Source organism: Psychrobacter sp. I-STPA10, from assembly GCF_021012795.1.
Lineage (GTDB): Bacteria > Pseudomonadota > Gammaproteobacteria > Pseudomonadales > Moraxellaceae > Psychrobacter.
The window spans coordinates 81,351-107,965 of sequence record NZ_VFYU01000001.1 but is presented as its reverse complement, the minus strand read 5'-3'; the positions used below and the strand labels follow the sequence as shown (position 1 = coordinate 107,965).

Genomic DNA, 26,615 nt, shown 5'->3' with positions numbered 1-26,615 from the left:
TTATGCTTTTTTTCTATCGGATTTCATAACGGCGTAAAAAAACGGGCATAGATGGCATAAATTGGTCGCTGTCTGTGCTTGTTTCTCTAGCTTGGCATAAGCTTTGCTCTGAGATCAAACGTAAATCTGAAAAATTGAGTATCATTACTTCGCTTTGTAAGCGTTCACTGGTGCGTTTATTGTGACGTACTGCAAAACCCAATACTTTATGACTGGCAATTTGTAGCAAGTTAATAAATACACAGCGTTGTCTAGAAGGTAGCAACGCAGGATTGTCCTGTGCCTGTTGCCATGCGGTAAAGGGATTAAGTGTAGTAGAAAATAGTTTTTCTTGCCGTGCCGTTCTGGGTAACTCACCGCCAAAAAACAGCGTCTGTGTCATTGGCAAATATTGCGCATGACGCATTAGCTCATGACGCAGTAAATCTGGCATATTGCTATTAAAACTGTCTTCACTTTGACGATAAAAGGCTGCAAAGCTACGCTGCACATAACGTCCAAACACGGTAAAGTTTATCCACTGCTGGTAAGTTTCATTGGCATACAACTGCTCTTGATATACTTGCGTACTCAATGGCTGATTACCCATTGCAATCATATACAGTATCTGCTGTGGGCTATCCACCACGCCCTGCATATCACTATCCTGCCACACAAATGGATATAAACTGCTGTCTAATAAGGGAAGCTTAGGATGGGTCATTGCCACAATAATAAAACTCAATCGTTACTCATTTGATAATTAATTTATCAATAAATATGTATATAACTGCTTATAAAGAATTTGAACTTATCAGTTATGCCAAAGGTGTATGCCCTACGCTTTGGTCATACTCAAATATTCTCTGATGCTCTTGCTCAGTCCATGGTGCTTTGCCTTCAGCATTACTTTTGAGTCTGACGACCACTGCTTCTGCTGTGGCAACTGCCTTTTGTTGTATGGTACTGTAATACACATACTCTAGCACTAAGCTACTATTGCCAATAGATTTACTACGCACACCAATTAATAAGGTATCAGGATAGGTCACAGGGGCAAGATACTGACAACTAGACTGCGCTAATACCATGATTGTGTCGGCATTAAAGATATTTAATAAGCGTAAATATTCAATACGTGCAGATTCTGCATAACGATAATAGACGACATTATTGACATGATTAAAGGCATCCATCTCACCCCATACCACAGCTTGGGTATAGATATACGGATAGCCAGCTAAAATTTCTGGACGCTCAAAACTGCTGTCTTGGGGGTTTATTCTTTGAAAATTAGATGGTTGTTGCTGTGATGTGTTATCAGTCATAATCATATCCCTTGGCTTATGTTGATTTTGTTATTAAAACAATACTAGGCTGAGGTGTTATTTAAAAAGAGGTTAGTTAGAAAAAGGTTGGGTAAAAAATAGTATCAAACTGTTATTTTACTATAGCAGGATTTTTATTGTGAGCCATCTGCTTTTGAGGTTGTCACTACCTGCATGGTAGTTAAAGTAATTGGTTTGGGTGGCTGCTGTGCCATCTGTTGTAACAACCTACTGGCATCTGCAATACTATTAAGAGTAAGCACTTTATGAGATGTATTACTTTGCTGTTCTGTACTCCCAGCATTCTTATTTGAGCTACTTTGGGCTAAATTACTATTTTGTGATGCTGATGTATTTTTCTTCTCTTGACTAGAAGTCGCAGCGTCACTATTCATAGAGGTAACTGCACGCTGCGGGGGGGTACGCTCAATAAGACCCAGACGCTCTACGGCTTGGGTTAAATATAATTGCAGCATTGCTGCATCTTTATCACTGGCTGCTTGCTGGGCAAGATTTAACTGCATCAACACATCATAAATAATCGCATCTTGTGGACTGATGATTGCTTTTTGTAGTGAGGGTACTGCTGCCATAGAGGCATCTGTACTATTAATATCTGCTTGATTTGTTGGATTATCTTTTATGTCATGGTGAATGGTGCCATATAAAAACTTTTGTATCGCTTGAATGGTTAATGCTTGTGCCTGCCAACTATCTGGTTGATTACTAAGACTCTCTAGCATCGTTATGTCTTTATCCAAGCTTTGGCTCAATACTAAAGTCAATGCTGAAGCAATGTCATTATTTTTTTGCTTAAGTTGCCAACGTACCCCTTGTAATAGCTGTATTGCTTCTGGTATTTGCCCATTATTACTAAGTATATTAGCAGCTTGCACTTGTAGGCGTACTTGCTCTAACTGTGCTTGGGATTGATTTGATACATCATCGTCCTTATTCACATCTTCATTTGTTACTACCTGGGTCGATGCTACCAACTTATCCTCAAGCACATTAATACGATCTGTTAGCTGCGCATTACTTTGCCACCGCTGCATCATTTCAGTGTACTGACGCTGCTGCATGATATAAAGCCAAGCTAAGCCAATTAATAATACCGTAAATGCCGTTAATTGTAGCAGGGTTAATAAGTGACGGGCTTTTTTACGCTGCACATTGGCAGTGATACGATTTTGGCTGGCATGGTCTTGATGAATAGGATCTCCAGTACTATCTGCTGGCTGTGCGTCAGATGCTTTATCACTCATACTGGCTACCTTATAAAAATATCAAATCCAAAAATGTTGGCACACATAAAATTTATAAACGCTCAAATCTGTTGCCCCTATTACCACTGTTACTATAACCGCTGTAGTTGCTGTAATACATGGGTACTGTGCAGATTATCCAATGACATATAACGTAAACCAAGTGCTTTTACTTGTCTGCTCAACCGCTCACCCAATACTAAATAGAAGAAATTATCTAAATCTAATGATAATGTCTCAATATTATAAGCAAATGTTGATGAATGAACAGTACAGGGGGTGGTATGATTAACCACCGTCTGCCAATGTAAAAAGGCTTCACCACTGCTAATCAACACCACAATGGGGTTATATTGTTGTTCTGTTATTTTTTGGCACAGTTGCTGATAATCTTGAGTTAATGATTTTGGACAACAGCGCACATACCACTCAATGATATCTACCTGTATACCTCGCTCTTGCAAGCTATCCACCAACAATCGCCTACCACCAGCACCACGCCAAATTAATACACCATTATCTGATTGCAACTGCTGAATCATTGGCATATTGAGCATGCCTTCATTACTCGACTCATCTGGACACTGCACTTGCCACCCTCGTTGGCGCAATACGTTTGCCGTTGCCTCACCAACAGCAATGACCACACAATCTGGCACATAATCTTGTGGACATTGTGCCAGCCCCATACGAGCAGCAGTGGGGCTAATCACCACCAAGATACGATAACTGCCTACCAATAGTTGCTGCATTTTCTGTGCATCTGGCGCATCAAAAGGCAGTGGCTGTATACTCAGCAATGGCAAATCAACAACATCCATACCAGCAGCAGATAGCTTGTCAGTAAGATCACTGCCACGCTCGCTAGGACGGGTATTAACAAACAAAAGTGACATGATTAGCTACTAGTCAGTTATCTATTAATTATCTATCTATTGCTTAGCGGCATAAATAGCAGCTAGAATCTTATCTGCACCTTGATTTAGCAAATCTTCTGCAACTTCTATACCAATGCGCTCAGCCTGTGCTTCTTGCTCTACTTGAGTACCTGTTAATACAATTGTGCGCTCTGCTTTGAGTAGAGTTTGACCATCTTCTGAGCCGACTCGACCACGTAACCAAAGCTCGATCTTTTGCTCATCTAAAGTAGCATAAGCGGCAATGGGTACTTGACAACCACCTTGCAAATGCTTATTCAATGCTCGCTCAGCAATCAGACAAATACGAGAGGGATCATCATTGAGTGGGGCTAATAAAGATAAAACTGCCTCATCACCTGCTCGACACTCAATCGCTAACGCCCCTTGCCCAACCGCAGGTAGACTGATATACACATCTAGCTCAGAGCGAATGCGCTCATCAAGCCCCATGCGCTGTAAACCACTGGTCGCCAAAATAATGGCATCGTACTCACCAGCATCCAGCTTACTAAGGCGCGTCCCCACATTGCCGCGTAATGATTGGATCTGCAAATCAGGACGATATGCTTTGATTTGACATTGACGGCGCAAACTTGATGTACCTAGCACAGCACCCTTTGGCAACGCCTCTAATGACGCATACTGATTCGACACAAATGCGTCTGTTGGAGCAGCTCGCTGACAGTATGCTCCCAAGGTTAATCCTTTGGGTAGCTGCATTGGTACATCTTTGAGCGAATGCACAGCAATATCTGCTCGTTTATCAAAAAGTGCTTGTTCAAGCTCTTTAACAAACAACCCCTTACCGCCAATTTTGGCAAGCGGTGTATCCAAAATCTTATCGCCTTTGGTCACCATCGTAACCAAATTCACCTGCAAGTCTGGATACAGCTGTTCCAATCTGGCTTTGATATGTTCTGCTTGCCAAAGGGCTAGAGGGCTTTGACGAGTTGCGATATTAAGAGTAGTAAGCTGAGTAGAATAGTTGGTCATTATATTGCCTAATATTTATTAAGAGATAGCTTATGGACAGTGATAGTCTGACTACTATAAATTCACCATGTTATTTGCTATGCCTACTTACCTTATGGCCTTATGGTGACATTATATTAGAATATTAGCTTGTTAAACTGCCTGAGTGATTGGCAAAAAAATACCCCTATTGTATAAACACATAAGGGCATAAATATCGCTTATTTGTTTATCTACCTTTTTATCACATATTCTGAATTTTTTCACGTAAAACAGGTACATGACGACGACTGACTGCCAATGTCTCTTCAATACCTTTAAAACAGACTTGATATTGACCTGAATCAATTGTTTCTAATAATTCAAGATAATCTAGATTAATCAAAGCATTGCGATGGATACGAAAAAATACATCTTCAAACTCTTGCTCTAGCTCTTTTAGGGTCTCATCAATCAACACAATACCACCTTTATGGCGCACTTTGACATACTTTTGATCAGCGGTAAAATAATAAATATCCGTCAACGGAATCAACTCCACCCCTCGATGGGTTCTGGCAGCAATATGTTGACGCATCTGTTGAGCAGTTGGATTCTGTAGTTTGCGAATCTCATTGAGCTGAGCGGCATTGAGACTTTTTGCCCCTTTTAACGCTTCTAGCAATTCGTCTTTGTTAGCAGGTTTTAATAAATAACCAATGGCTTGCGATTTAAAAGCTGCAATTGCATAGTGATCATAAGCTGTAACAAAAATAATCGCAGGGGGATTCTCCAATTCATTTAGCAAATGAGCACAGCGCACACCGTCCATTTTTGGCATACGTATGTCCAGTAAAATTACATCTGGCTGATATTGCTTTACTGCATTGACGGCTTCTGCACCTGTTACTGCCTGAGCAACGACTTCATGTCCTGCTTCTTTAACAATTCTGACCAATCGCTCTCGAGCTAATGGTTCATCATCGCATACCACTATTCTCATATCCTACTCCTTCAATCCTAATTCTTTCTATTTATGATGAATGTTAACTCATTCATACACTTATTAGATTTATTATCAATTTTGACAATATCCATCAACAAAATTCAACGTTGCTATATTCACTTTCAATCAAGTAGTCACTACTTTTCATAGACCATCTGTAATATACTATATTAATTCTCTAGTATGACTAATCTAAGAATACTGATCTTCACTCATATCATATATGTTTATATGGTGTGCTAAAAAACATGTCACTACCAAAGCATCAACCTAAAAAACTTATCACAAATAACTGAGTCATTAATTTGTACCATTTTGTACTATAAAAAAATAATGTGACATTCCTAAGTAGGCACGCAAACTGTGTCAACCCAATATAAAAATGTTCCAATCGACTAGACTATTTTAAATTGAATACAACAATAGACACAAACTTAAAGCACAAAGCAAAAATTTTATGCTCTATTTTCTGTCATAATAGATACGTCTATATGGCTAGTCTAGTCTCATGGACTTTTTACGTAATTACTTTAATATATTTTAATATAGTCACTTTGGGTTAGCCCAGATTATTTTTTAATATAAGAAACAATAAGATAAGTATATCTATTTAAATACCCTATAAATCTTATACAATACGCATTGTAACCGTAATACATCTTTTTCATGATTTTATCATGAATTGTATGGCAAACTAGCCTGCTATTGTGACTCGGCGTACTGTTTACAGATTTTTTTAAAATCTTTTATGCTCTGGTTTAATATTTTGCTTATTATGGCAGAAAACTACTATAGTGGACAGTTGCATTATAATTTATATGTCTTTGTTATCCCATTCATCCAATAAATGAAACCAATACTATGTCTGAACAATCTAATATGACGAATATAAATACCACTCAAGCCAATAATGACACTACCCAAGGCCAACAAATGTGGGGCGGTCGTTTTAGTGAAGCCACTGATGGCTTTGTTGCTGCTTTTACTGCCTCCGTTGGCTTTGACCAACGCTTTGCTCGTCATGATATTCAAGGTTCAATCGCCCATGCGACCATGCTCGGAAAATGCGGTATTTTGACCCAAGATGAGGTGAATACCATCATCGATGGTCTCAAGCAAGTGCAACAAGAGATTGATGCAGGTGAGTTTAACTGGTCGATTACGCTTGAAGATGTGCATATGAATGTTGAGTCACGACTGACTGATTTGATAGGTGTGGTGGGTAAAAAGCTACACACAGGGCGCAGTCGTAACGACCAAGTGGCAACCGATATTCGCTTATGGCTACGTGAAGAGGTGGATAATATCATTGCCTTACTGGTTAAACTACAATCTGGTTTATTAAAGTTAGCTGAGCAACATACTGATACCATCATGCCCGGATTTACCCATCTACAAACCGCACAACCAGTCAGCTTTGGGCATCATGTGATGGCGTGGTTTGAGATGCTAAATCGTGATACTGACAGGCTCATTGATGCACGCAAACGTATTAACCAAATGCCACTTGGCAGTGCTGCTTTGGCAGGCACGACCTTCCCTATTGACCGCACCATTACTGCTAAATTGCTGGGCTTTGAGGGTATTTGCCAAAACTCATTGGATGCCGTCTCTGACCGTGATTTTGCCATCGAGTTTACGGCAGCAGCGTCTATTTTGATGATGCATTTATCACGCATGAGCGAAGAGATTATCCTATGGATGTCTGCTCAGTTTGGCTTTGTGCAAATCCCAGATCGCTTTTGTACTGGCTCATCAATCATGCCACAAAAGAAAAATCCTGATGTGCCAGAGTTGGTACGAGGCAAGGCAGCACGGGTATTTGGTCAGTTAACCACCTTATTAACATTGATGAAAAACCAGCCACTTGCTTATAATAAAGACAATCAAGAAGACAAAGAACCGTTATTTGATTGTGTGGATACGCTTACAGGTTCATTATTAGCATTTGTGGATATGCTGCCCAATATCACTCCCAATAAAGACAATATGCGTGCTGCCACGATGAAAGGCTATGCCACAGCGACTGATTTGGCAGATTATTTGGTGCGTCATGGAGTGGCGTTTCGTGATGCCCATGAGGTGGTCGGTAATGCGGTAGCATTGGCAATTGAGGAAAAATGTGATTTAAGCGAATTGCCGCTTGAGAAATTACAGCAGTTTAGTGAGGCTATTAGCGATGATGTGTTTGATTATTTGACCCTTGAGGGCTCGCTTGCTGCCCGTGACCATTTGGGTGGTACTGCACCCAATCAGGTAAAACAAGCCATACAACGTGGACATGAGCGTTTAGAGAAGTTTAATTAAGAATAAGCTAATTATATAAGGATAAAATAATGACCCAGACATTTGACCCCAAAGCCAACTTGGTATTTTGCCGTAAATATAAACAAGATTTACCCAAAATGCCACATCCCCCTTTTCCTAATAAAGCAGGGGAAGAGATTCAAAACACGGTATCCAAAAAAGCATGGGATGAGTGGCTAGAACATCAAACCATGCTAATTAACGAAAACCATTTAAGTATGATGGATCCTGAAGCCAAAAAGTTTTTGACCGAGCAGCGTGATAAGTTTTTGGACAACGCAGATTATGAGCGTCCACAAGGCTGGACACCTGAGCAAAATACATAAATAAGTAAATAGCTAATTTTATAGCTGACATAATAAAAATACCCCGCACTCAATAAAGACTGTGGGGTATTTTTTGTTAACGCTACATTGTTATACTATCTCTATTAATTAGCCTACCAAGGAAAATAAGTACCAGTAAGCTAAGCGAGTTTGACAAAGGTAGGTCATGTTAAAGAGTTGGTATTAATCTTTAGGCTTGTTATCTATTTGTTATCTATATTGCTCTCTGAGATTTGACTGTCAGTTAATGCTTGGCGTGCAGCTCTTTGCTCTGTGACTTCTTGAATGGTTTTCTCAACTTGACTAAAGTCCGTATGACGTACGTCTGTGCCACTACTGGAGTAAATGACCAACTCAGCAATGTTACGCGCATGATCTCCAATACGCTCTAAGGCACGTAGCACCCACATAATGTTAATAACTTTGGATACATGACGTGAATCTTCCATGATATAGGTCATTAATGAGCGAGTAGCTGACTGATATTCCTCATTAATGACGCCATCATTACGCATCACATCAAATGCCTGATCAACATCTTGGTGTGAAAAAGCTTCCATTGCATTGTGGGTCATCAAACGTACTTGGTTACTTAAGTGCTGTACTTCTGAATAGCCCCGTGGTGAGCTGCCCTCTTCCACTACTTGTACTGCCATTTGGGCAATCTTAACCGCTTCGTCACCGATACGCTCAAGATCAACCACCCCTTTACTAATCGCCATAATCAAGCGTAAATCAACAGCAGCAGGCTGACGTTTGGCAACCAACAACAATATCAACTCATCAAGATCAATCTCCATTTGGTTGATGTCATGATCGGCTTTGATAACCTCTTTTGCCAATACTTCATCAGCATCAATGAGTGCATGTATTGCCTTAGCAACTTGATTGACCGCAGTATTACCCATTTTTAAAAATAGGCTAATTGTCTCTTCCAACTCCATATCAAAGCTTTTGGAGGTGTGCTTATCAAGTGTGTTCATCAGAAACTGTCCTTTTTTATTATGACATTTTATTGTTTTTTTATGGTTAGTTGATATGTCATCAGCAGATGCAATAGGCACATGTGACTCAAGCGAATTAGGGCTAACTTTTGCAGCAACAATAATACCAAGCCGCTGATATACACCTGCTAACTCACTATTGACCATGTCATCATCACTCATAAAATTAGCATTGATAAAATGGTCATTCATACCCTCAGTAGCCCTATCCACTACTTTATTAGCTACATGCTGCATTGCGGACTGGTTATCTAATTGGCTACCTAAGGTATCTTCTGTTTGACCTTGCTGTCTACTTGTTTGTGGGTGTAATAAGTTTAATGATTTGAGTTGATTTTGATTGCCATCACTAGGTATCTGATTATCTAGTGATGACTGAATGGCATCTGGCTTTTTATTCTGAGAAAACATTAGCCATAACGTCCAGTAATATAGTCTTCAGTTGCTTTTTGCTGTGGATTGGTAAAGATTTGATCTGTTTCACCCATCTCAACCATGTCCCCTAAATACATATAAACGGTATAGTCAGACACACGTGCTGCTTGCTGCATATTATGGGTAACAATGGCAATGGTGTAGTCATTTTTTAAATCTTCAATCAAATCTTCAATCGAACCTGTTGAGATGGGGTCAAGGGCAGAGGTTGGCTCATCAAGTAATAATACTTCAGGCTTGGTCGCCACACCGCGAGCGATACATAGACGCTGCTGCTGACCACCAGAGAGTGATAAACCAGATGCTTTTAGCTTGTCTTTGACTTCTGGCCATAACGCAGATTTTTTAAGTGCCCACTCTACCCGCTCATCTAGCTCGGATTTGCTCAATTTTTCGTATAAACGAACCCCAAAGGCAACATTATCATAAATTGACATTGGAAATGGCGTTGGTTTTTGGAACACCATACCCACACGTGCACGCAATAAATTGACATCAATATCTTTATCCAAGATATTTTTGCCATCAAGATTGATTTGACCTTCTGCACGCATACCAGGATATAAATCATACATACGATTAAAGGTACGCAATAACGTCGATTTACCACAGCCAGAAGGACCAATAAAGGCGGTGACGTTTTTTTCTGGAATATCAATATTGATGTTTTTTAATGCTTTGAAGTCACCATAATAAAAGCATAAATCACGGATTTGCAGTTTGGCTGGTGGCATATTCAATGGCATATCTGCTACAGTTTGTGCTTGGAAACTAGCAGTATCAGGCTGAGCATTTGGTGTATTGGTTGTCGTTGGTTGCTGTAATAAGCTACCTGTGGCTGCTGTTTGTGGAGCTGCTGCGCCTTTTACCGTTTTTTTCTCAATAACATCATTCATAATAAGTTCCAATCGTCTAATAGTGCAATGGGTTAAAAATTTATATCAGCAAATTGACATCAGCCGCTGACTACTTATGCTCTTTACCGCCAATCAAGCGTGCTAGAATATTGAGCGTCAATACAGCCAGTGTAATCAGTAAGGCGGCAGCCCATGCTAGCTCATGCCAGTTAGCAGCTGGACTCATGGCAAATTGATAAATGGTGTTGGGTAAGTTTGCCATTGCCTTATCCATATTCATACTAAAGTACTGATTATTAAAGGCAGTGAATAGTAAGGGTGCGGTTTCACCTGTGATTCTGGCAAATGCCAATAGTACCCCTGTGGTCAAACCTGCTTTTGCAGCTTTAATCGTCACACTACTAACCAGCTTCCACTTCGGTGTACCAAGGGCATAAGCCGCTTCACGTAAGGTATTGGGTACAAGATTAAGCATATTTTCAGTGGTACGTACCACCACAGGAATAACAATGAGTGCCAAGGCGCATGCCCCTGCCCAACCTGAGAAGCCACGACCTTGAGGTAATACCATTAAGGTATAAATAAATAGACCAATGACGATAGATGGTGCAGATAGCAAAATATCATTTAAGAAGCGGGTGACTTTACCCAGCCAACTGCCTTGCGAGAACTCTGCCAGATAAATACCTGCCATCATACCCACTGGCGCACCAATCAATAACCCTGATACTGCCAACATTGCCGAACCGACAATGGCGTTACGCAAACCACCTTCAGTATTCGGTGGCGGTGTATCCATCGAAAAGATTGGCAATTGGATTAAACCTTGTGCCCCTTCAAAAAATAATTGGAACAAGATTAAAAATAACCAAGTTAACCCGAATACCACTGATAACATGGCAAATCCTAAGCCCAACATATTCAATATGCGTCGCTTACGATAAAGCCCTGTATTCATACGTTGTTCAAAGCTTAGAACAGGCTCAGATGCCATACTGACTTGTTGCATATTTTTTCCTCATGATTCAATCAGTCATTGTTACCTAGATATAAAGCAATCTATTTAAAACAGGCTTTTATCAATCTATCATCAGCGATGAATCAACCTGCACATTAGTTACCTGCTCTTTTATCAATACGCATCAACATAAACTTAGAAATAGACAGCACAATAAAGGTAATAATGAACAAAATCAGACCCAGATGCAGTAGTGAGGACAGATGTAGTTCACTCGATGCTTCGGCAAATTCATTGGCGAGTGCTGAGGTAATCGACACCCCTGAGCCAAACAAGCTTGGATTGATATTAAAGGTATTACCAATCAAGAAGGTGACTGCCATGGTTTCACCCAGTGCACGTCCTAAACCTAAAATCACCCCACCGACGACCCCTGCTTTGGTGTAAGGCAAGATAATCTTAAACATCACTTCCCATGTCGTCGCACCCATACCATAGGCAGACTCTTTTAATAAATCAGGCACAACTGAGAACACATCACGCATGGTGGCGGCAATAAAGGGAATAATCATAATCGCCAAAATTAATGAGGCGGTAAACATACCAATCCCCATTGGCACCCCTGTAAATAACTTACCTATGACTGGCACATCACCTACATGCTTAATCAACCATGGCTCAATGTGGTCACCAAAAAATGGCGCAAACACAAATAATCCCCACATGCCATAAATAATGGAGGGGATACCAGCAAGTAGCTCAATGGCAATACCAAGTGGTTTTCTTAAAAATCCTGGGCACAGTTCGGTTAAAAATATGGCAATACCAAAGCTCACTGGTACAGCAATCGCAATCGCAATAACAGAGGTGACTAATGTACCGTAGATTGGTGCTAATGCCCCAAACTGCTCATTGACCGTATCCCATTCGCTACTGGTATAAAAACCAAGACCAAACGCTTGCATACTTGGCCAAGCACCAATAATCAATGAAACCAAAATGCCACCTAATGACAGCAGCACCAATACTGCAAAGGCTTTGGTGGCATTGACAAAAATGGCATCATATCGCTTTTGTTTTGCTAATTGAGATTCAAGATTTGCCATAAGAGCCCCATTAAAATATAAGATTTCTTCAATATAAATATACTGCACCATGCTCATTTAAAAACCACATCAAAATCACCAAAAATGAGCATAAAATAAGATAAGACAATGCCAAGTAAACACTCATCTCAGTATTTACTTGGTGCAAGAATTTTAATTAGTTTTGGGTCTTATGAAGCTGGGGTATATACTGGCTGACCGTCTGAGCCAACGACTTGTTTCCAGCTTTCTTTGAATAGTCCAACCGCTTTGTCTGAGAATGGCACATAGTCCAAATCAATCGCAGCTTGGTCACCATCGGTATAAGCCCAATCAAAGAAGTTGAGTACGCCTGCCACTTGTTTAGGGTCTTGTGGATTTTTATGGACTAAAATAAAGGTAGCAGCAGCGATTGGCCATGCTTGGTCAGTCTCTGAGTTAGTAATCACTTTATAAAAACCTGGATATTGTGACCAGTCAATGTCACCAGCAGCAGCAAAGGTTTCAGCAGATGGTTGTACCACATTGCCTGCCGCATTTTTTAGCGCAGCATGTGACATGTTATTTTGCTTCGCATAAGCATACTCAACATAACCAATTGAGTTAGGAGTACGGTTGACATAGCTTGCTACGCCCTCGTTACCTTTACCCGCTGCACCTGAGGCAGATGTTGGCCATTTAACGGTTTTGTCAACACCAACCGTATTTGCCCAATCAGAAGATACTTTGGCAAGATAGTCGGTAAAGTTAAATGTCGTACCAGAACCATCTGAGCGGAAAATAGTGGTGATGGGAGCATCTGGCAGCGTCACATCTGGGTTTAGTGCTACCAATGCAGGGTCATTCCACTTAGTAATTTTACCCAAATAAATATTGGCCAGACTTTCACCATCAAGATGCAATTGCCCTGGCTCAATACCATCAATATTAACCACAGGAACAACACCACCGATAACTGTTGGGAACTGGATTAAGCCTTCTTTTTCAAGCTCTTCTGCGGTCATTGGCGCATCTGATGCACCAAAATCAACGGTATTGGCAGTAATTTGTTTGATACCACCTGAAGAACCGATTGATTGATAGTTAACTTGTCCACCAGTAGCAGCGTTATAGTCAGCTGACCATTTAGCATAGATAGGTTGTGGGAATGATGCACCTGCACCAGTAATATTCATTGCAATGTTTTCTGCTGACTTAAAGGTACTTGCTGTGGCTGAAGTATCAGTAGCAGGGGCTGTGGTGTCAGTTGTAGCAGCGGTTGTATCTGTGGCAGCGGCTGTATCGGTATCTGATTTTTTATCACACGCAGCTAATGAAAGAACACTGGCAACAGCGACGGCTAGTAGTGAATAACGCATGCTTAACTCCTAAAAATTAAATGCTCTAATAAAATTAGTGATAACTTAAACCTAATATTTTTGACTGATAAACTTTGTCTTAATAACTTAATAAGATGTTAATTTGAATGATTGACTGACGATTTGATAAGTTTTAGCAACTAATCATTACTTTCATTACTTGATGGTGTGAACGACTGAAACAAACTTATCTGTTGTCAGTTGTATGCTCAGTAGTTTGCCGTCAAAATATGACATTTTGATGAAATAATTATTTTTTTGTTAAGTTATTGTAAATAAGAATTATTCTCACTCTGGTCAGTATATTTTTTGTTAAAATAACGCATAAAATTGTTGTATCATGCCATTGAATTGCATTTTTTTGCTGTACATGAGTTTTTAACCCCTAATAACCTTTAAAAACTCTGTTACTATATACAGATATGTTTCCAGCTATATAAGACTCGGGGTGCGAGTGGGTTTTTAATTTAAGTGACATAAATTAAAAGAACCCACCGCTGAGACATCACCCGTTGAACCTGATACGGTTAATACCGTCGTAGGGAAGTCAATCCTTTTTTGCTCATGCTTTGTTTGACAAACGACTTAAAGCATCGTATGTATGGCAAAATATTGGTCTGTCTACCGAGTCACCTATTCTTCTATTTATTTTATTATTGATAAAGATAAAAGGACTCACTATGACCACTCGCTCAGCCGAAAAAGCCAATGCATTAAAAACGCCAGCCCATCGTAATCCTAAAGACGAACGCTTTGAAGAAGAAGCACGCGACCTCACCCGTAATCTACCCGCCTCCAAAAAAGTATACGTACAAGGCTCACGTCCTGATATCCAAGTACCGATGCGTGAGATTACCCTCACCGATACACCCACAGGGGGACTGGGCAAAGCTGAAGGCGAACACAACCCACCGTTTTATGTCTATGACACCTCAGGCGTTTATACCGACCCCAATGTCGATATTGACTTAACTAAAGGGCTTCCAAAGCTACGCGAAAAATGGATAGAAGAGCGTGGTGATACCGAAAAGCTGGCAGGATTGTCCAGTAATTATGGCAATCAACGTGCCAGAGATATCTCTACCGCCAACTTGCGTTTTGCTCATATTGACAAGCCCCGCCGAGCCAAAAGTGGGCAAAACGTCACCCAGATGCACTACGCCAGACAAGGCATCATCACCCCTGAGATGGAATATATCGCCATTCGTGAAACCCAAAAACAGCATGAACTCACCGACATGCGACAACATGCTGGCGATAGCTTTGGGGCAAATATTCCTAAAATCATCACCCCTGAGTTTGTACGTAATGAGGTCGCCTCTGGTCGAGCAATTATCCCCAATAACATCAATCACCCTGAATCTGAACCGATGATTATTGGGCGTAACTTTTTGGTAAAAATCAACGCTAATATTGGTAACTCAGCATTAGGCTCAAGCATTGATGAGGAAGTCGCCAAAATGACATGGGCGACTCGCTGGGGCGCAGATACCATCATGGATTTATCCACTGGTAAACACATTCACGAAACCCGCGAATGGATTATCCGCAACTCTCCTGTTCCCATTGGTACGGTGCCGATTTATCAAGCGTTAGAAAAAGTCGATGGCGTTGCTGAAGATTTAACGTGGGATATCTTTCGTGATACATTAATTGAGCAAGCCGAGCAAGGCGTAGATTACTTTACCATTCATGCAGGTGTGCTATTGCGCTATGTACCACTGACCGCCAAACGCTTGACAGGTATTGTCTCTCGTGGTGGTTCAATCATGGCACAGTGGTGTTTAGCTCATCATAAAGAAAGCTTTTTATACACTCATTTTGAAGAGATTTGCGAGATTATGAAAGCCTATGATGTGGCGTTTAGCTTAGGTGATGGCTTGCGCCCTGGCTGTATCCAAGATGCCAATGATGAGGCACAATTTGGTGAATTGCGCACCCTCGGTGAACTGACTCAAGTAGCGTGGCAACATGACGTACAGGTGATGATTGAAGGTCCGGGACATGTGGCAATGAACCGTATTAAAGAGAACATGGACTTGCAGCTAGAGATGTGCCACGAAGCGCCATTTTATACCTTAGGACCTTTAACCACCGATATTGCTCCCGCTTATGACCACATCACCAGTGCCATTGGCGCGGCGATGATTGGCTGGTTTGGCACAGCGATGCTGTGCTATGTGACCCCCAAAGAGCATTTGGGTCTGCCTAATAAAAAGGACGTCAAAGACGGCATCATCACTTATAAAATCGCTGCCCATGCTGCTGACTTGGCAAAAGGTCACCCCGGTGCACAAGCTCGGGATAATGCCTTATCTAAAGCGCGCTTTGAGTTTCGTTGGGAAGACCAGTTTAACTTGGCGCTCGACCCTGACACCGCACGTGAATATCACGATGAGACCCTGCCAAAAGATGCACATAAATCTGCTCACTTCTGCTCAATGTGTGGTCCGAAATTCTGTAGTATGAAAATCACCCAAAACGTGCGTGAATATGCTAAGGGGCTTGATACTGCTGAGTTACATACCCCAGTGACACCAAGCACTGGAGATTTGAGCGATGATAATCATCTGATTAAAGAGGTAGATACCGAGCTGGTTGGACAAGTGGGTGAAGCCAGTCTTGACGAGGTACAAAAAGGCATGCAAGAGATGACCAAAAAGTACCATGAAGAAGGCAAACAGCTTTATCATGAAGTGTAAGGCATCGTTTCTGTTATAAGTTTTAAATATAGAAACCAAAAACGCACACTCAGGATTGGGTGTGCGTTTTTTACTAACAATATCTAATTTATAATATAAATAATACAACATATTCAATACTTTATTATTGCAATAAACAGTAAACTCATTAAAACGATATACAAAAATATCATATAGAGATACGAAAATTTTCTAAATATTTATACTATACTGCACTGCTACTCAAACATTCTGTTAGTTCGAAATTACAAATGGATTTACTAAAAATAGGAATCTCATCATGAATCATGTCTATCGTATCGTTTTTAATCGCTCATTGGGTGTATACCAATGTGTCTCAGAAATTGCTAAATCTCGTGGCAAAGCCTCTGGTAAGTCACAAACTACTGCAAAAAAAGCACTCACTCTAAAAGGTTTGGTGATTGCCATGATGGGATTATCAGGGTCAGCGATGGCGGTGACTTATGATGATGGACAAACCCATAAATTTGATGAAAGTATTGCCATTAATGGAGATGTTATCATATCTGGCACTGGCACTAATTTTCAAAATCCTGACCACCAAATTAATTTTGGTACAAAAATAACAGGTCAAACAACAACGCCACCTACGAATGTAACAATTGAAAATAATGCTTTGGTTGAAGCAGGTGAAGGTAGTGCTATTGGTGTCGATAATACCGCTAAAGTCACTGTTAATAATGCCCAGTTTGATACTAAATTAGCAGCTGTGGGTCACCAATCTAACGGAGAGTTAACAGTTACTAATAATGGAACTGTCAATATTAAGGATGACTTACTTATTGGTAACTTATCAAACGCAACAGGATTATTAACCGTAAAAGATACAAGTAATATTAATACAGGCAACTTTTATGTTGCTGCTGAGAAAAACAGTACTGGTAATACCATTATTGATGGTACAAATAGCAAAATCACAGTTAAAGATTCTGCTTTAGTTGGTAATTTTGGTACAGGAAACTTAACCATAAAAAATGGTGGTCGGTTAACCAGCAAAACCTTAGGGGTAGCCAATCAAGTTGGTGCAACTGATAGCAATGTAACGGTTGAAGGAGCTGATTCTACACTAGCAATTAATGAAAGCATTCATATAGGTACCAATGACACTGCCTCACTTAATATCACAAAAGCAGGTACAGTGACAGCAGATAGAATGGGTGTTGGAGATGGTAGTATTGACTCATCAAAAGCCAAAGGGACAGTGACTATTACTGATGCTAATTCCACTTTAACTATTGATAATGACCTTGTTATTGGTATATCAGGCGTTGGCACATTAAATATTACCAATAATGGTAAATTAAACAGTAATAATGTGGATATTGCTCAATTAGATGGTTCACAAGGAACTATAAATATATCTGGTGGTGGTCAATGGAATAATGAAAATCTCATTACCGTTGGTACTGGTGGCTCAGGAAGCCAAGCGACTATTAATATTAAAGGCAAAAACTCGCAAATCACCACAATGGATTTGGCTGTTGCTAATACCAACGGCAATGGTACAGTTAATATCACTGATAACGCTAACATTACAGCCAGCCGACTAACACAAATCGGTGGCTATAATACTCAAAGTGCCAATGCCACTGGTACACTAACAGTGAATAATGCAACCTTCACTACACCAACAACAATCGTTGGTGCTTTTGGCAGTGGTACATTAAACATCAATAATAATGGGGTAGTAAAAACTGGAATTATTGAAAGAGCAACTAATTCACAAAAGTCAGTGGTCAATTTTGATGGTGGTACTTTAGAACTGACAGAATCTAATCCAGAAATTTTTAGAAACTTTACTGACACCAATACCATTACCATAAAATCTGGTGGTGCAACCATCAATACTCAGCAACATACTGCCCGAGTATATGACAATGCCAAAATTACAGGCAATGGTAACTTTATCAAAACAGGTACTGGATTGTTAGCCATGGCAACCCCTGTCAAACAATGGACAGGTGAAACCCATATCAATCAAGGTACACTACGTCTTGATGGTGACTATACCATGCGAGATGGTGAAGTCTTAGCAGTAGCACTAAATAGTGCAGATGACTATGGCAAGCTTGTTGTTAAAGGTAGCGCAGATATTAGAAAAGGTAAGTTACAAGTTAATGCCTCTGATGCAGTACAAAAAATGGAAGGTAGCCCTGAATGGAAAAATGTGGTCAAAGCAGACCAACGTACAGGTAAGTTTAAAGAAGTTGCAGACAATAGTCCAATTGTAGACTTTGAAGCTGACTATAGTGATGCCAATGCAGTGCATCTAAAGATGGTTGATCCAAATACTAAACCAACTGATCCGAAGCCCACTGATCCTAAACCAACTGATCCGAAGCCCACTGATCCTAAGCCTACTGATCCTAAGCCTACTGATCCTAAGCCTACCGATCCTAAGCCGACCGATCCGAAACCAACTGATCCGAAGCCCACTGATCCGAAGCCCACTGATCCTAAGCCTACTGATCCGAAGCCCACTGATCCGAAACCAACTGATCCTAAGCCGACTGATCCTAAGCCGACTGATCCGAAACCGACTGATCCTAAGCCTACTGATCCTAAGCCTACTGATCCGAAACCGACTGATCCGAAACCGACTGATCCGAAGCCCACTGATCCGAAGCCCACTGATCCGAAGCCCACTGATCCGAAGCCTACTGATCCTAAGCCGACCGATCCGAAGCCAACCGATCCGAAGCCCACTGATCCGAAGCCCACTGATCCTAAGCCCACTGATCCGAAGCCCACTGATCCGAAACCCACTGATCCTAAGCCCACTGATCCGAAGCCTACTGATCCTAAGCCCACTGATCCTAAGCCCACTGATCCTAAGCCCACTGATCCTAAGCCCACTGATCCGAAGCCGACTGATCCTAAAAACACCAATTTTGTGCAAGCTGTCAACAAACAAGGCAACACCTCAGCTTATGGTATCGCCGCTGTATTAGATGAAGTGGTTCACGATCGCGTTACAACAGGTAATAATAAACTGGCTGACCAGCTTATCATTGACACCCTAAACTTTAGCGAATCACAAGTCGCTGAGGTCGCCAACCAACTACAACCACTATTTATGGGTGCGACCAACCGTATCATCACAGATAGCAACCATGTGGTTAGTGACACGATAGCCAATCATGACAAAGCCACCACTGCACATAACGTGTGGGCAAAAGTTATTGGTAATGATACCAGCCATGACGCAGAAAATAGTGTGACTGGTTATGATGCGAAGAGTTATGGTGCTGTCGTAGGAATAGATACACCTGTAACATCTGACTTAAATCTTGGTGTGGCACTATCTTATGTACAAAATGATGCGGATACACAAGGCTATCAACTTGAGCATAAGTTCACTGCCAAAAACTGGCAAGTATTGGGATATGGTAACTATGCAGCCAATGACTCAACACAAGTAAACTTCCATGCTGGTGCAGGCAAAAGTGATGTCAATGGTGAGCGTCATCTAGCGGTACTTTCTAAAGCCATTGCCCATGCTGATTATTCAGTGGATACACTACAAGCAGGCTTTGGTGTGGATCATCGTATTGGTAGTACACAGCAGAACGTCACACCATTTGCTAATGTCAGCTATGCTAAAGCGACCAGTGATGCCTATAAAGAAACAGGCGCTGGTGTATATAATCTTAATGTGGATGAAAACACTTATGAGTCTATGCGCTGGACAGCAGGTATTAAGGTGGCTCAGCCCATCACACCACAACTTGCATTGACTGGTCAGCTCGCTGCTGCCCTCGAAAATGGCGATAAACATTCAGATGTTAGTGCAAGCTTTACCAGCATGCCCAATGCTTCATTTACTACCATCGGACAAGAAGTGGGGCGTGAAATTGGTATTGCAGGTATAGGCCTAAGCTATACGCCAACTGCTAATAGCAAGATTGGCATAAATTATCGCGGCGAATGGCGTGATAACTATAAAGATCAAGGGGCAGCCATCGTATTACAAACGACGTTTTAATACTCTGACTTTATAACTGAATCCAAATAATATTAACTAACAACCAAAAACGCACACTCAGGATTGGGTGTGCGTTTTTTATATTGCGTCACAATTTGACGCATCAATTTATCTGATATTAAAAACTGCTTGCGTATATACCTTCTCTTGTCATAATAAATCAACGACTATTATTAAGATAAATGGAATGGCTATGCAAAAAATCATGCAACATAAACTAAATAACTTAATCGAGCAACTATCACAAGGCTTGGTACAACGTGAAGACGTTATCAAAACTGCCCTACTCACCTTAATTGCAGGCGAAAACCTACTACTTATCGGACCACCGGGGACAGCAAAAAGCCTGTTGGCTCGGCGTATTTCTGAGGCACTGATAGAAGATACCACACCTAATAGCCATCTATTTTTTGAATATCTACTGACTAAGTTTTCTACCCCAGAGGAAATCTTTGGCTCACTATCGCTAACTGAGCTTAAAAAAGACAACTTCCACCGCAAGACCGCAGGCTATCTACCCACCGCACAAGTTGGATTTTTGGACGAGATATTTAAGGCAAGCTCATCCATTTTAAATACTTTATTGACAATATTAAATGAACGCCGTTTTCATAATGGCACGCAGGTCGAAAACGTTCAGTTGCAAACACTAATTGGTGCGTCCAATGAACTGCCTAATGAGCAAAGCGAATTATCGGCATTATATGACCGCTTTTTATTGCGAAAATATGTCGGTTATGTCGATAGTAGCAACTTAAATCAGCTATTTGATTTACCACCAAAGGCAGAGATTGCAAAGGCGGACAAACTCACCACAGATGAGCTAATCAAACTCCGCCAACAAGCCCAAAGCGTGCAATTCCCTGATGAGCTACGCCAAGCGATTGAGCAGATATGGGCAAAGCATAAAGACACCTTTAAAGAAGATAGTGATGAATATCTATCCGACCGCCGTTTTATTAAGCTGTTACATATACTACGAATATCGGCGGTAACCAATGGGCGAGATAAGGTGGATTTTTCTGATGTGTTGTTATTAAAAGATGCCTTATGGAATAATGCCAATAACGCTGAAAAAGTGATGGAGTTAGTCAAAGCAGTATTACAGCAGTTTGATAAAGCCATTACTCTTGATGGTAAAAATAACAATAATTCTAAAACTAAAAAAATGCCACCTAAAAAAACAAATCCTACAAAAAACACCCCAGCCCCAGAAGGAAGCGTAATTAAAGGATTAAAAGGCAGTGGTACAGAAAACGACCCATTTTTAATAGAAAATGTCCTGCATTTATGCCGATTGACTGAGGAAAAAATAGGCAAGCAAGGTTATTATTTTAAACAAACTACCGATATTGATTGTAGTAAATTGACCACATGGCACGCAATTGACTTTGTTGGACATTATGATGGAGGGGACTTCTGTATTACTTATCAAAATAGACCAACCATATCTGTGATGGAATCACGAGCTGGAAAAAAACAAGAAGAACGATACTTTTTATTCAACAGTACTCATAATACAACTATTAAAAATCTCAAGATATCATACTTTAAACTTATAAAAGAGTGTAATAATACTATTATTTTTAATTGTAATGTATTTAAAAGTTATTATGGAAGTTTTTTTATCGAAAATATAAATAATAGCGATATAAAATATTGCCATAGTCATGATTTTATATTTGCTCAAAATGTTACTAACAGTACCCTGCAATATTGCCAATCCTTTACTTTTTTTATTTTAGATATAGTTAAAAACTCTCATATTTTAGATTGTTTTATTGACATTCAATCAAATAATTTACACTCTGATAAATATTATGGTGGTATTGCTAGTCAATTATTAGACAATAGTATAATAGAAAGGGTCTTTATAAAAGGCGACTTAACTATGGAGTATTTTAATACTTTTTCATCACTAATATATAATTGTGATAATAGTATAATTAAAAATTGTGCTTTAGGAAACATAAAAGTTAATCAACGTCATTGTGCCAATATTGCTTACAAAATTGAAAATGCCACTTTAACTAATAATATCATTTTAGATTATAATGCTAGCTTTAGTGGGTATAAAGACGGTACACGTATTTCCCAAGCCCAATTTACTCAATATTATTTAGAAAATAGGTTAGACTGGGATTTTGATACTGTTTGGCAATGGGACGATAAAGAAAATATTCCTATTTTACGCCCCATGCCTGATAACTTTTGTAATAAAAAAATAGAGATTAAACTGGCAGACAATCAAGAGTCATTACTAGCCCATCAACTTAAACATAATATCTGGCTATAAAAGAGGCGGATTATGTTATCTAGCCTATTAAACGCAGGAAAAGCCCTTTTTTCACCAATAGCAACGCTTGCCCATATCGGTATAAAAATTGGGCTAAAGCCGATTAAATATTTTATTGATAGCCATTTTCGTGACAAGGTTGTGCCAATAGAAGGCAGTGTTGTCTATAGTGACCTTTGGTTTGCTGTGGAACATTCAGGGATTTATATCAGTGATGATAATGGCGGGCAGATTTCCAATATTGTCGTTGATGGCATTGCTGATAGTAGCGTGCAAATCAGCGACCCTAGCGATTTTACCAGTAAAAGTATTATGGGTCGTAAGATTTATGTCTCTTGTAATGGCTTGGGAGCGGTGGGGGATTTTGCCGTTGCCGATGAGTCATCTTCTCGGGTTGGTGAGCGTCATTTTTATGGCTTGGTGATAAAAAACTGTCATCATTTTTGTTCTAGTTGTATTAGAAGTACTAATCTACCAAATAAACTTTCTTGGGTAGGTACTTTATTACCAGAAACCACATGGGAGCTGACTCTAAATCTATTAAAATCTCAGGCATATACAAAACTTGGGGCAACTAAATGGCTACTTTGGGACTGGGATAACCAAGCAGACAATGAGCCAGAACCCGACTGGCAAGCCAATGAAGACTTTTTTAAAAATCAGCCATTAACCCCTGAGTTTATTGAGTACCTCAAAGCGGAACAACAGCAAACTACCGATTATCAAGCCGAAATCACCGATGAGGATATTCCCGAAACCGTGCGTGCATATCTTGGGCGGTTTGAGCAGACCTTGCAAGATGTGGCGGATATGTATGATAAAACCAAGCAATTTTTGCAACTTTGTCCACAAGCACAGTTTTCTTATAACCAACTAAAAGAGCTTCAAGACTGTCACACCGACTTTAGTGCATTGGCTCAGCAGTTGCAAAATAATGCCACGATTAAAGAGCTTGCTCGTAAAATGGGACGTAGCTATATATCTGAAGAGCGTAAAAAACAGCAAAAAGTTCCACAAGCCAGCAAAAGTGAAGTGCATGGTACGCATTTAAGCGATGATATCGCCCGAGTGTTGCCCTCTGAGCTGATTAATCTTGATGATGAGACGCTAGAGACGCTGTTTTATGCTCGTTTGTTTGAGAAAAATCTATTGTGTTATGAGTTGGCAGGTACAAGTTTGCATCATGAGCAGGTCAGTGAGGCAGTACAAAAACGCACTGGTCCTGTGGTGGCGTGTTTGGATACTTCCGCCAGTATGCAAGGTAAGCCACTGCTAAAAGCGAAGGCATTACTATTTGCCATTGCCAATATTTTAAAGGCAGAAAAACGCTCGTTGTATGTGTTGCTATTTGGGGCATCTGGGGAGATTCGCCAGCTTGTGATGACCGATGCACAGGATTTGGCTGGGCTGTTAGCGTTTTTAAATCAAGGCTTTGGTGGAGGTACAGATTTTGAATCGCCATTAGCAGAGGGCATAAAAATCATTGAGGGGCAAAAAGAATATCATAAGGCGGATATTTTGATGATTTCTGATGGGGATTGTGCGTTATCTGAAGCATTTACGCAGAAGTTTAATGCTGACAAATTGCGTTTGAATGTGATGGTGTATTCGGTACTGTGCGCAGGTGGACGGGTCGCTGATAATTTTAGTGATGAGGTGGTGGTTTTGTAAAACAATAAAATCAGTATCTTATCATCATCCTTAACTTTTATACTAAGCCACAAATCGCCTTTTTAAATAAGAATTTACCACCAACGTCGCCACTAAATAACAAGGCATTAGTAAAGGATAGCCAAAAACAATAATCAGCAGGATATAACCATGAAAACGACTGGCATGCTCCTGTAAAAGCCAATCTATCAGTTCAACTTTCCAAATAAACACTGATAACACAAACAAAGGCACAAAAATAATGCCCAGCCATATCACTACATTTGCTCTGCATAATCCTTTTTTACAATTGTGTTTACGGCTAAGATACATCAGATAATAATGAATCGACCCAAAAAATATGATTGATAGTACAAAGTTTCGCCATGGATGTTCATCTAAGTCAATTAACCACTGCACCATCGGGCTTGGCATCACTTGATAGGATATTTCGATGGCATCCGTAGGAATGTGGTTAAAATGCCATTGGTAATGTGGTTTTATGGGTGGGGTAAAAGTGGTCGGTGACTCTACATCTGTATTTATTAGATTACTTTTAACTTGCACATTGTCTGCATTTAAAGCCGTCCCTTCGCCTTTAAACTTTAGATTGACTGTCAAATCATCAAAACTTTTCCATGCCTGCGCAGGTTTTAGTGAATATTGATAATAATAACGGATTGTCCAATCATTTAAATTTTCCGTTGGATAGGCGTGATAATGGGCAGTGATGGTATGCTCACCTTGCGGCAAATCCACTTCAAAGTACTTTGCATCACCCCGAAAAGAAAACTCAGGCTTATTATTAAGTGCATTGTTAACTGAATCATTATACGCATTGTTTATTGTTTCTATAAACTCTGCTGGATAGTAAAAAGTCTCTGGGTCTATGCGAGTATCATCAGAATCAAGGGTCTGTACTGGTACAGACTGACCATCAATCTGAATACTAAACGCTGTATTTTTGTCTAGCACCTCAAAGATTAACGGGATTTGTGTGCCTGACTTTGGTGAATATATCTGATAAGTAACCTGATATTCTGCCTGCGAAAAATCAGGCTCAATGGTTATATCAATGGTCTCAGATAAGATATCTATATCACGGCTGGCATAGGCTGACCCTGCGGATGTACCCTCTAAGATACCCGATGCCATATTGGCATAACAAAAAGGCATCAGTAGCAAACATAAGCTAACTGATGCCAATAGAGTATAAAGATGAGTAGTTAAACCTTTAAAGTAGCTACTCATTAGGTTTTTGACATTAGACTTTTGACGCACTATAAATCTTGTCAATAGACGCATCAATGGTGCTAGAAAATTGCTCATCACTTTGTGACTTGCTCAAGCCTTCGGTAAATGCACGTGAGAAACTGGCAATCATGCCTGCGTTTTGGGCAAGTTTATCGCACGCTTCTTCACGGCTATAACCACCTGATAATGCCACTACTTTTAGCACCTTAGGATGATTGATTAAGTCTTGATAAAATCCTGCTTCTTCTGGAAGGGTTAATTTAAGCATGATTTGCTGACCATCATCCAGACGCTCAAGGTTACGCAATATCTCAGCTTTTAGCAAAGCCTCACTTTCTGCTTTATCAGCGGTATTGATGGTTACTTCTGGCTCAACAATGGGCATCAATCCTTTAGCAAGGATTTGTTTGGCAACATCAAACTGCTGTTGTACTACTTTTTCAATACCACTGGCACTGGCTGTATGAATCACTGAGCGCATTTTGGTACCAAAGATGGGATAGTTTTTGGCTTTATCGAGTAGTGAATCTAGGGTTGGAATCGGCTTCATTACCTGTACACCGTCCATCTGCTCAGCCAAGCCTTTATCGACTTTTAAAAATGGTACAATGTTTTTATCTTCCCATAGATAGTTTGCGGTTGGTTTATCATTAACTTGTCTGTCCATGGTGTCTTCAAACAAAATCGCACCCAGTACACGCCCACTATCAAAGCAGTCACAAGTCATGATACGACGACGCATCTCATGCACTTGGGCAAACATTTCATCATCATTGTTATATTCGCTTTCTTCAACCCCATACATACGTAGGGCTTTTGGCGTGCTGCCGCCACTTTGGTCAAGGGCAGCGATAAAACCTGTGTCATTTTTAATTCTTTCTAGTTGTTGCTGATAGCTTGTGCTATGGCTCATAAATTTTATACTCCA

General features: G+C 40.3%; 19 protein-coding genes and 1 riboswitch. Of the genes, 6 read left to right on the top strand and 13 right to left on the bottom strand.

The genetic code is table 11. The features are described 5' to 3' along the window. Positions 1–13: 13 nt before the first annotated feature. The 6 genes from FHK89_RS00485 to FHK89_RS00460 form a co-directional block, all read right to left on the bottom strand. A complete protein-coding gene (locus tag FHK89_RS00485) occupies positions 14–724 on the bottom strand; it encodes a hypothetical protein (protein ID WP_230655708.1) in 711 nt (236 codons plus the stop codon). Between the two features lie 73 nt (positions 725–797). After that, positions 798–1,313 (bottom strand): acyl-CoA thioesterase, encoded by a 516-nt coding sequence (locus FHK89_RS00480; protein WP_230655707.1) that lies wholly within the window; start codon positions 1,311–1,313, stop codon positions 798–800. Between the two features lie 128 nt (positions 1,314–1,441). Continuing rightward, positions 1,442–2,572: a hypothetical protein gene (locus FHK89_RS00475; RefSeq protein WP_230655706.1), complete on the bottom strand. Its 1,131-nt coding sequence runs from the start codon at positions 2,570–2,572 to the stop codon at positions 1,442–1,444. Positions 2,573–2,664: 92 nt separating this feature from the next. Further along, complete coding sequence (locus FHK89_RS00470) at positions 2,665–3,468, bottom strand: uroporphyrinogen-III synthase (RefSeq protein WP_230655705.1); 804 nt, start codon at positions 3,466–3,468, stop codon at positions 2,665–2,667. Between the two features lie 36 nt (positions 3,469–3,504). Beyond that, entirely contained in the window at positions 3,505–4,485 is a 981-nt protein-coding gene (gene hemC, locus FHK89_RS00465; RefSeq protein WP_230655704.1) for a hydroxymethylbilane synthase, read from the bottom strand. A 223-nt stretch (positions 4,486–4,708) separates the two neighbouring features. Beyond that, positions 4,709–5,446, bottom strand: a complete 738-nt coding sequence (locus FHK89_RS00460) for a LytR/AlgR family response regulator transcription factor (RefSeq protein WP_230655703.1) — start codon at positions 5,444–5,446, stop codon at positions 4,709–4,711. Between the two features lie 864 nt (positions 5,447–6,310). Between FHK89_RS00460 and argH the strand changes: the two genes are divergently transcribed. Together argH and FHK89_RS00450 are read left to right on the top strand one after the other, a co-directional pair. Beyond that, the gene (argH, locus tag FHK89_RS00455; protein ID WP_442966536.1) at positions 6,311–7,756 is read left to right on the top strand and encodes an argininosuccinate lyase; all 1,446 of its coding nucleotides are present in this window, start codon (positions 6,311–6,313) and stop codon (positions 7,754–7,756) included. Positions 7,757–7,785: 29 nt separating this feature from the next. After that, positions 7,786–8,082: an oxidative damage protection protein gene (locus tag FHK89_RS00450; RefSeq protein WP_230655702.1), complete on the top strand. Its 297-nt coding sequence runs from the start codon at positions 7,786–7,788 to the stop codon at positions 8,080–8,082. 203 nt (positions 8,083–8,285) lie between these two features. Here FHK89_RS00450 and phoU read toward each other — a convergent pair whose 3' ends face one another. The 5 genes from phoU to pstS all read right to left on the bottom strand — a co-directional run bounded on the left by phoU (position 8,286) and on the right by pstS (position 13,779). Beyond that, positions 8,286–9,065, bottom strand: a complete 780-nt coding sequence (gene phoU / locus FHK89_RS00445; RefSeq protein WP_230655830.1) for a phosphate signaling complex protein PhoU — start codon at positions 9,063–9,065, stop codon at positions 8,286–8,288. Positions 9,066–9,496: 431 nt separating this feature from the next. Then, a complete protein-coding gene (pstB, locus tag FHK89_RS00440) occupies positions 9,497–10,417 on the bottom strand; it encodes a phosphate ABC transporter ATP-binding protein PstB (protein WP_230655701.1) in 921 nt (306 codons plus the stop codon). Positions 10,418–10,487: 70 nt separating this feature from the next. Beyond that, positions 10,488–11,387: a phosphate ABC transporter permease PstA gene (gene pstA, locus FHK89_RS00435; protein ID WP_442966535.1), complete on the bottom strand. Its 900-nt coding sequence runs from the start codon at positions 11,385–11,387 to the stop codon at positions 10,488–10,490. A gap of 104 nt (positions 11,388–11,491) precedes the next feature. Beyond that, positions 11,492–12,442, bottom strand: a complete 951-nt coding sequence (pstC, locus tag FHK89_RS00430; RefSeq protein WP_230655700.1) for a phosphate ABC transporter permease subunit PstC — start codon at positions 12,440–12,442, stop codon at positions 11,492–11,494. A 170-nt stretch (positions 12,443–12,612) separates the two neighbouring features. Then, the gene (pstS, locus tag FHK89_RS00425) at positions 12,613–13,779 is read right to left on the bottom strand and encodes a phosphate ABC transporter substrate-binding protein PstS (protein ID WP_230655699.1); all 1,167 of its coding nucleotides are present in this window, start codon (positions 13,777–13,779) and stop codon (positions 12,613–12,615) included. A 434-nt stretch (positions 13,780–14,213) separates the two neighbouring features. Next, a riboswitch (TPP riboswitch) is annotated at positions 14,214–14,341 on the top strand. 118 nt (positions 14,342–14,459) lie between these two features. Between pstS and thiC the strand changes: the two genes are divergently transcribed. From thiC to FHK89_RS00405, 4 genes are all read left to right on the top strand, one after another. Continuing rightward, complete coding sequence (thiC, locus tag FHK89_RS00420) at positions 14,460–16,481, top strand: phosphomethylpyrimidine synthase ThiC (protein WP_230655698.1); 2,022 nt, start codon at positions 14,460–14,462, stop codon at positions 16,479–16,481. 280 nt (positions 16,482–16,761) lie between these two features. Next, positions 16,762–20,487, top strand: coding sequence for an autotransporter domain-containing protein (locus FHK89_RS00415; RefSeq protein WP_230655697.1), 3,726 nt, complete (start codon positions 16,762–16,764; stop codon positions 20,485–20,487). Positions 20,488–20,680: 193 nt separating this feature from the next. Beyond that, on the top strand, positions 20,681–22,783 hold the full coding sequence (locus FHK89_RS00410) for an AAA family ATPase (protein WP_230655696.1): 2,103 nt from the start codon (positions 20,681–20,683) through the stop codon (positions 22,781–22,783). Between the two features lie 12 nt (positions 22,784–22,795). After that, a complete protein-coding gene (locus FHK89_RS00405; RefSeq protein WP_230655695.1) occupies positions 22,796–24,454 on the top strand; it encodes a VWA domain-containing protein in 1,659 nt (552 codons plus the stop codon). Between the two features lie 42 nt (positions 24,455–24,496). Here FHK89_RS00405 and FHK89_RS00400 read toward each other — a convergent pair whose 3' ends face one another. Continuing rightward, positions 24,497–25,714: a hypothetical protein gene (locus tag FHK89_RS00400; protein ID WP_230655694.1), complete on the bottom strand. Its 1,218-nt coding sequence runs from the start codon at positions 25,712–25,714 to the stop codon at positions 24,497–24,499. After that, positions 25,698–26,600: a fructose bisphosphate aldolase gene (locus FHK89_RS00395; RefSeq protein ID WP_230655693.1), complete on the bottom strand. Its 903-nt coding sequence runs from the start codon at positions 26,598–26,600 to the stop codon at positions 25,698–25,700. Before FHK89_RS00395 ends, FHK89_RS00400 begins: the two co-directional genes overlap by 17 nt. Between the last annotated feature and the right edge of the window lie 15 nt (positions 26,601–26,615).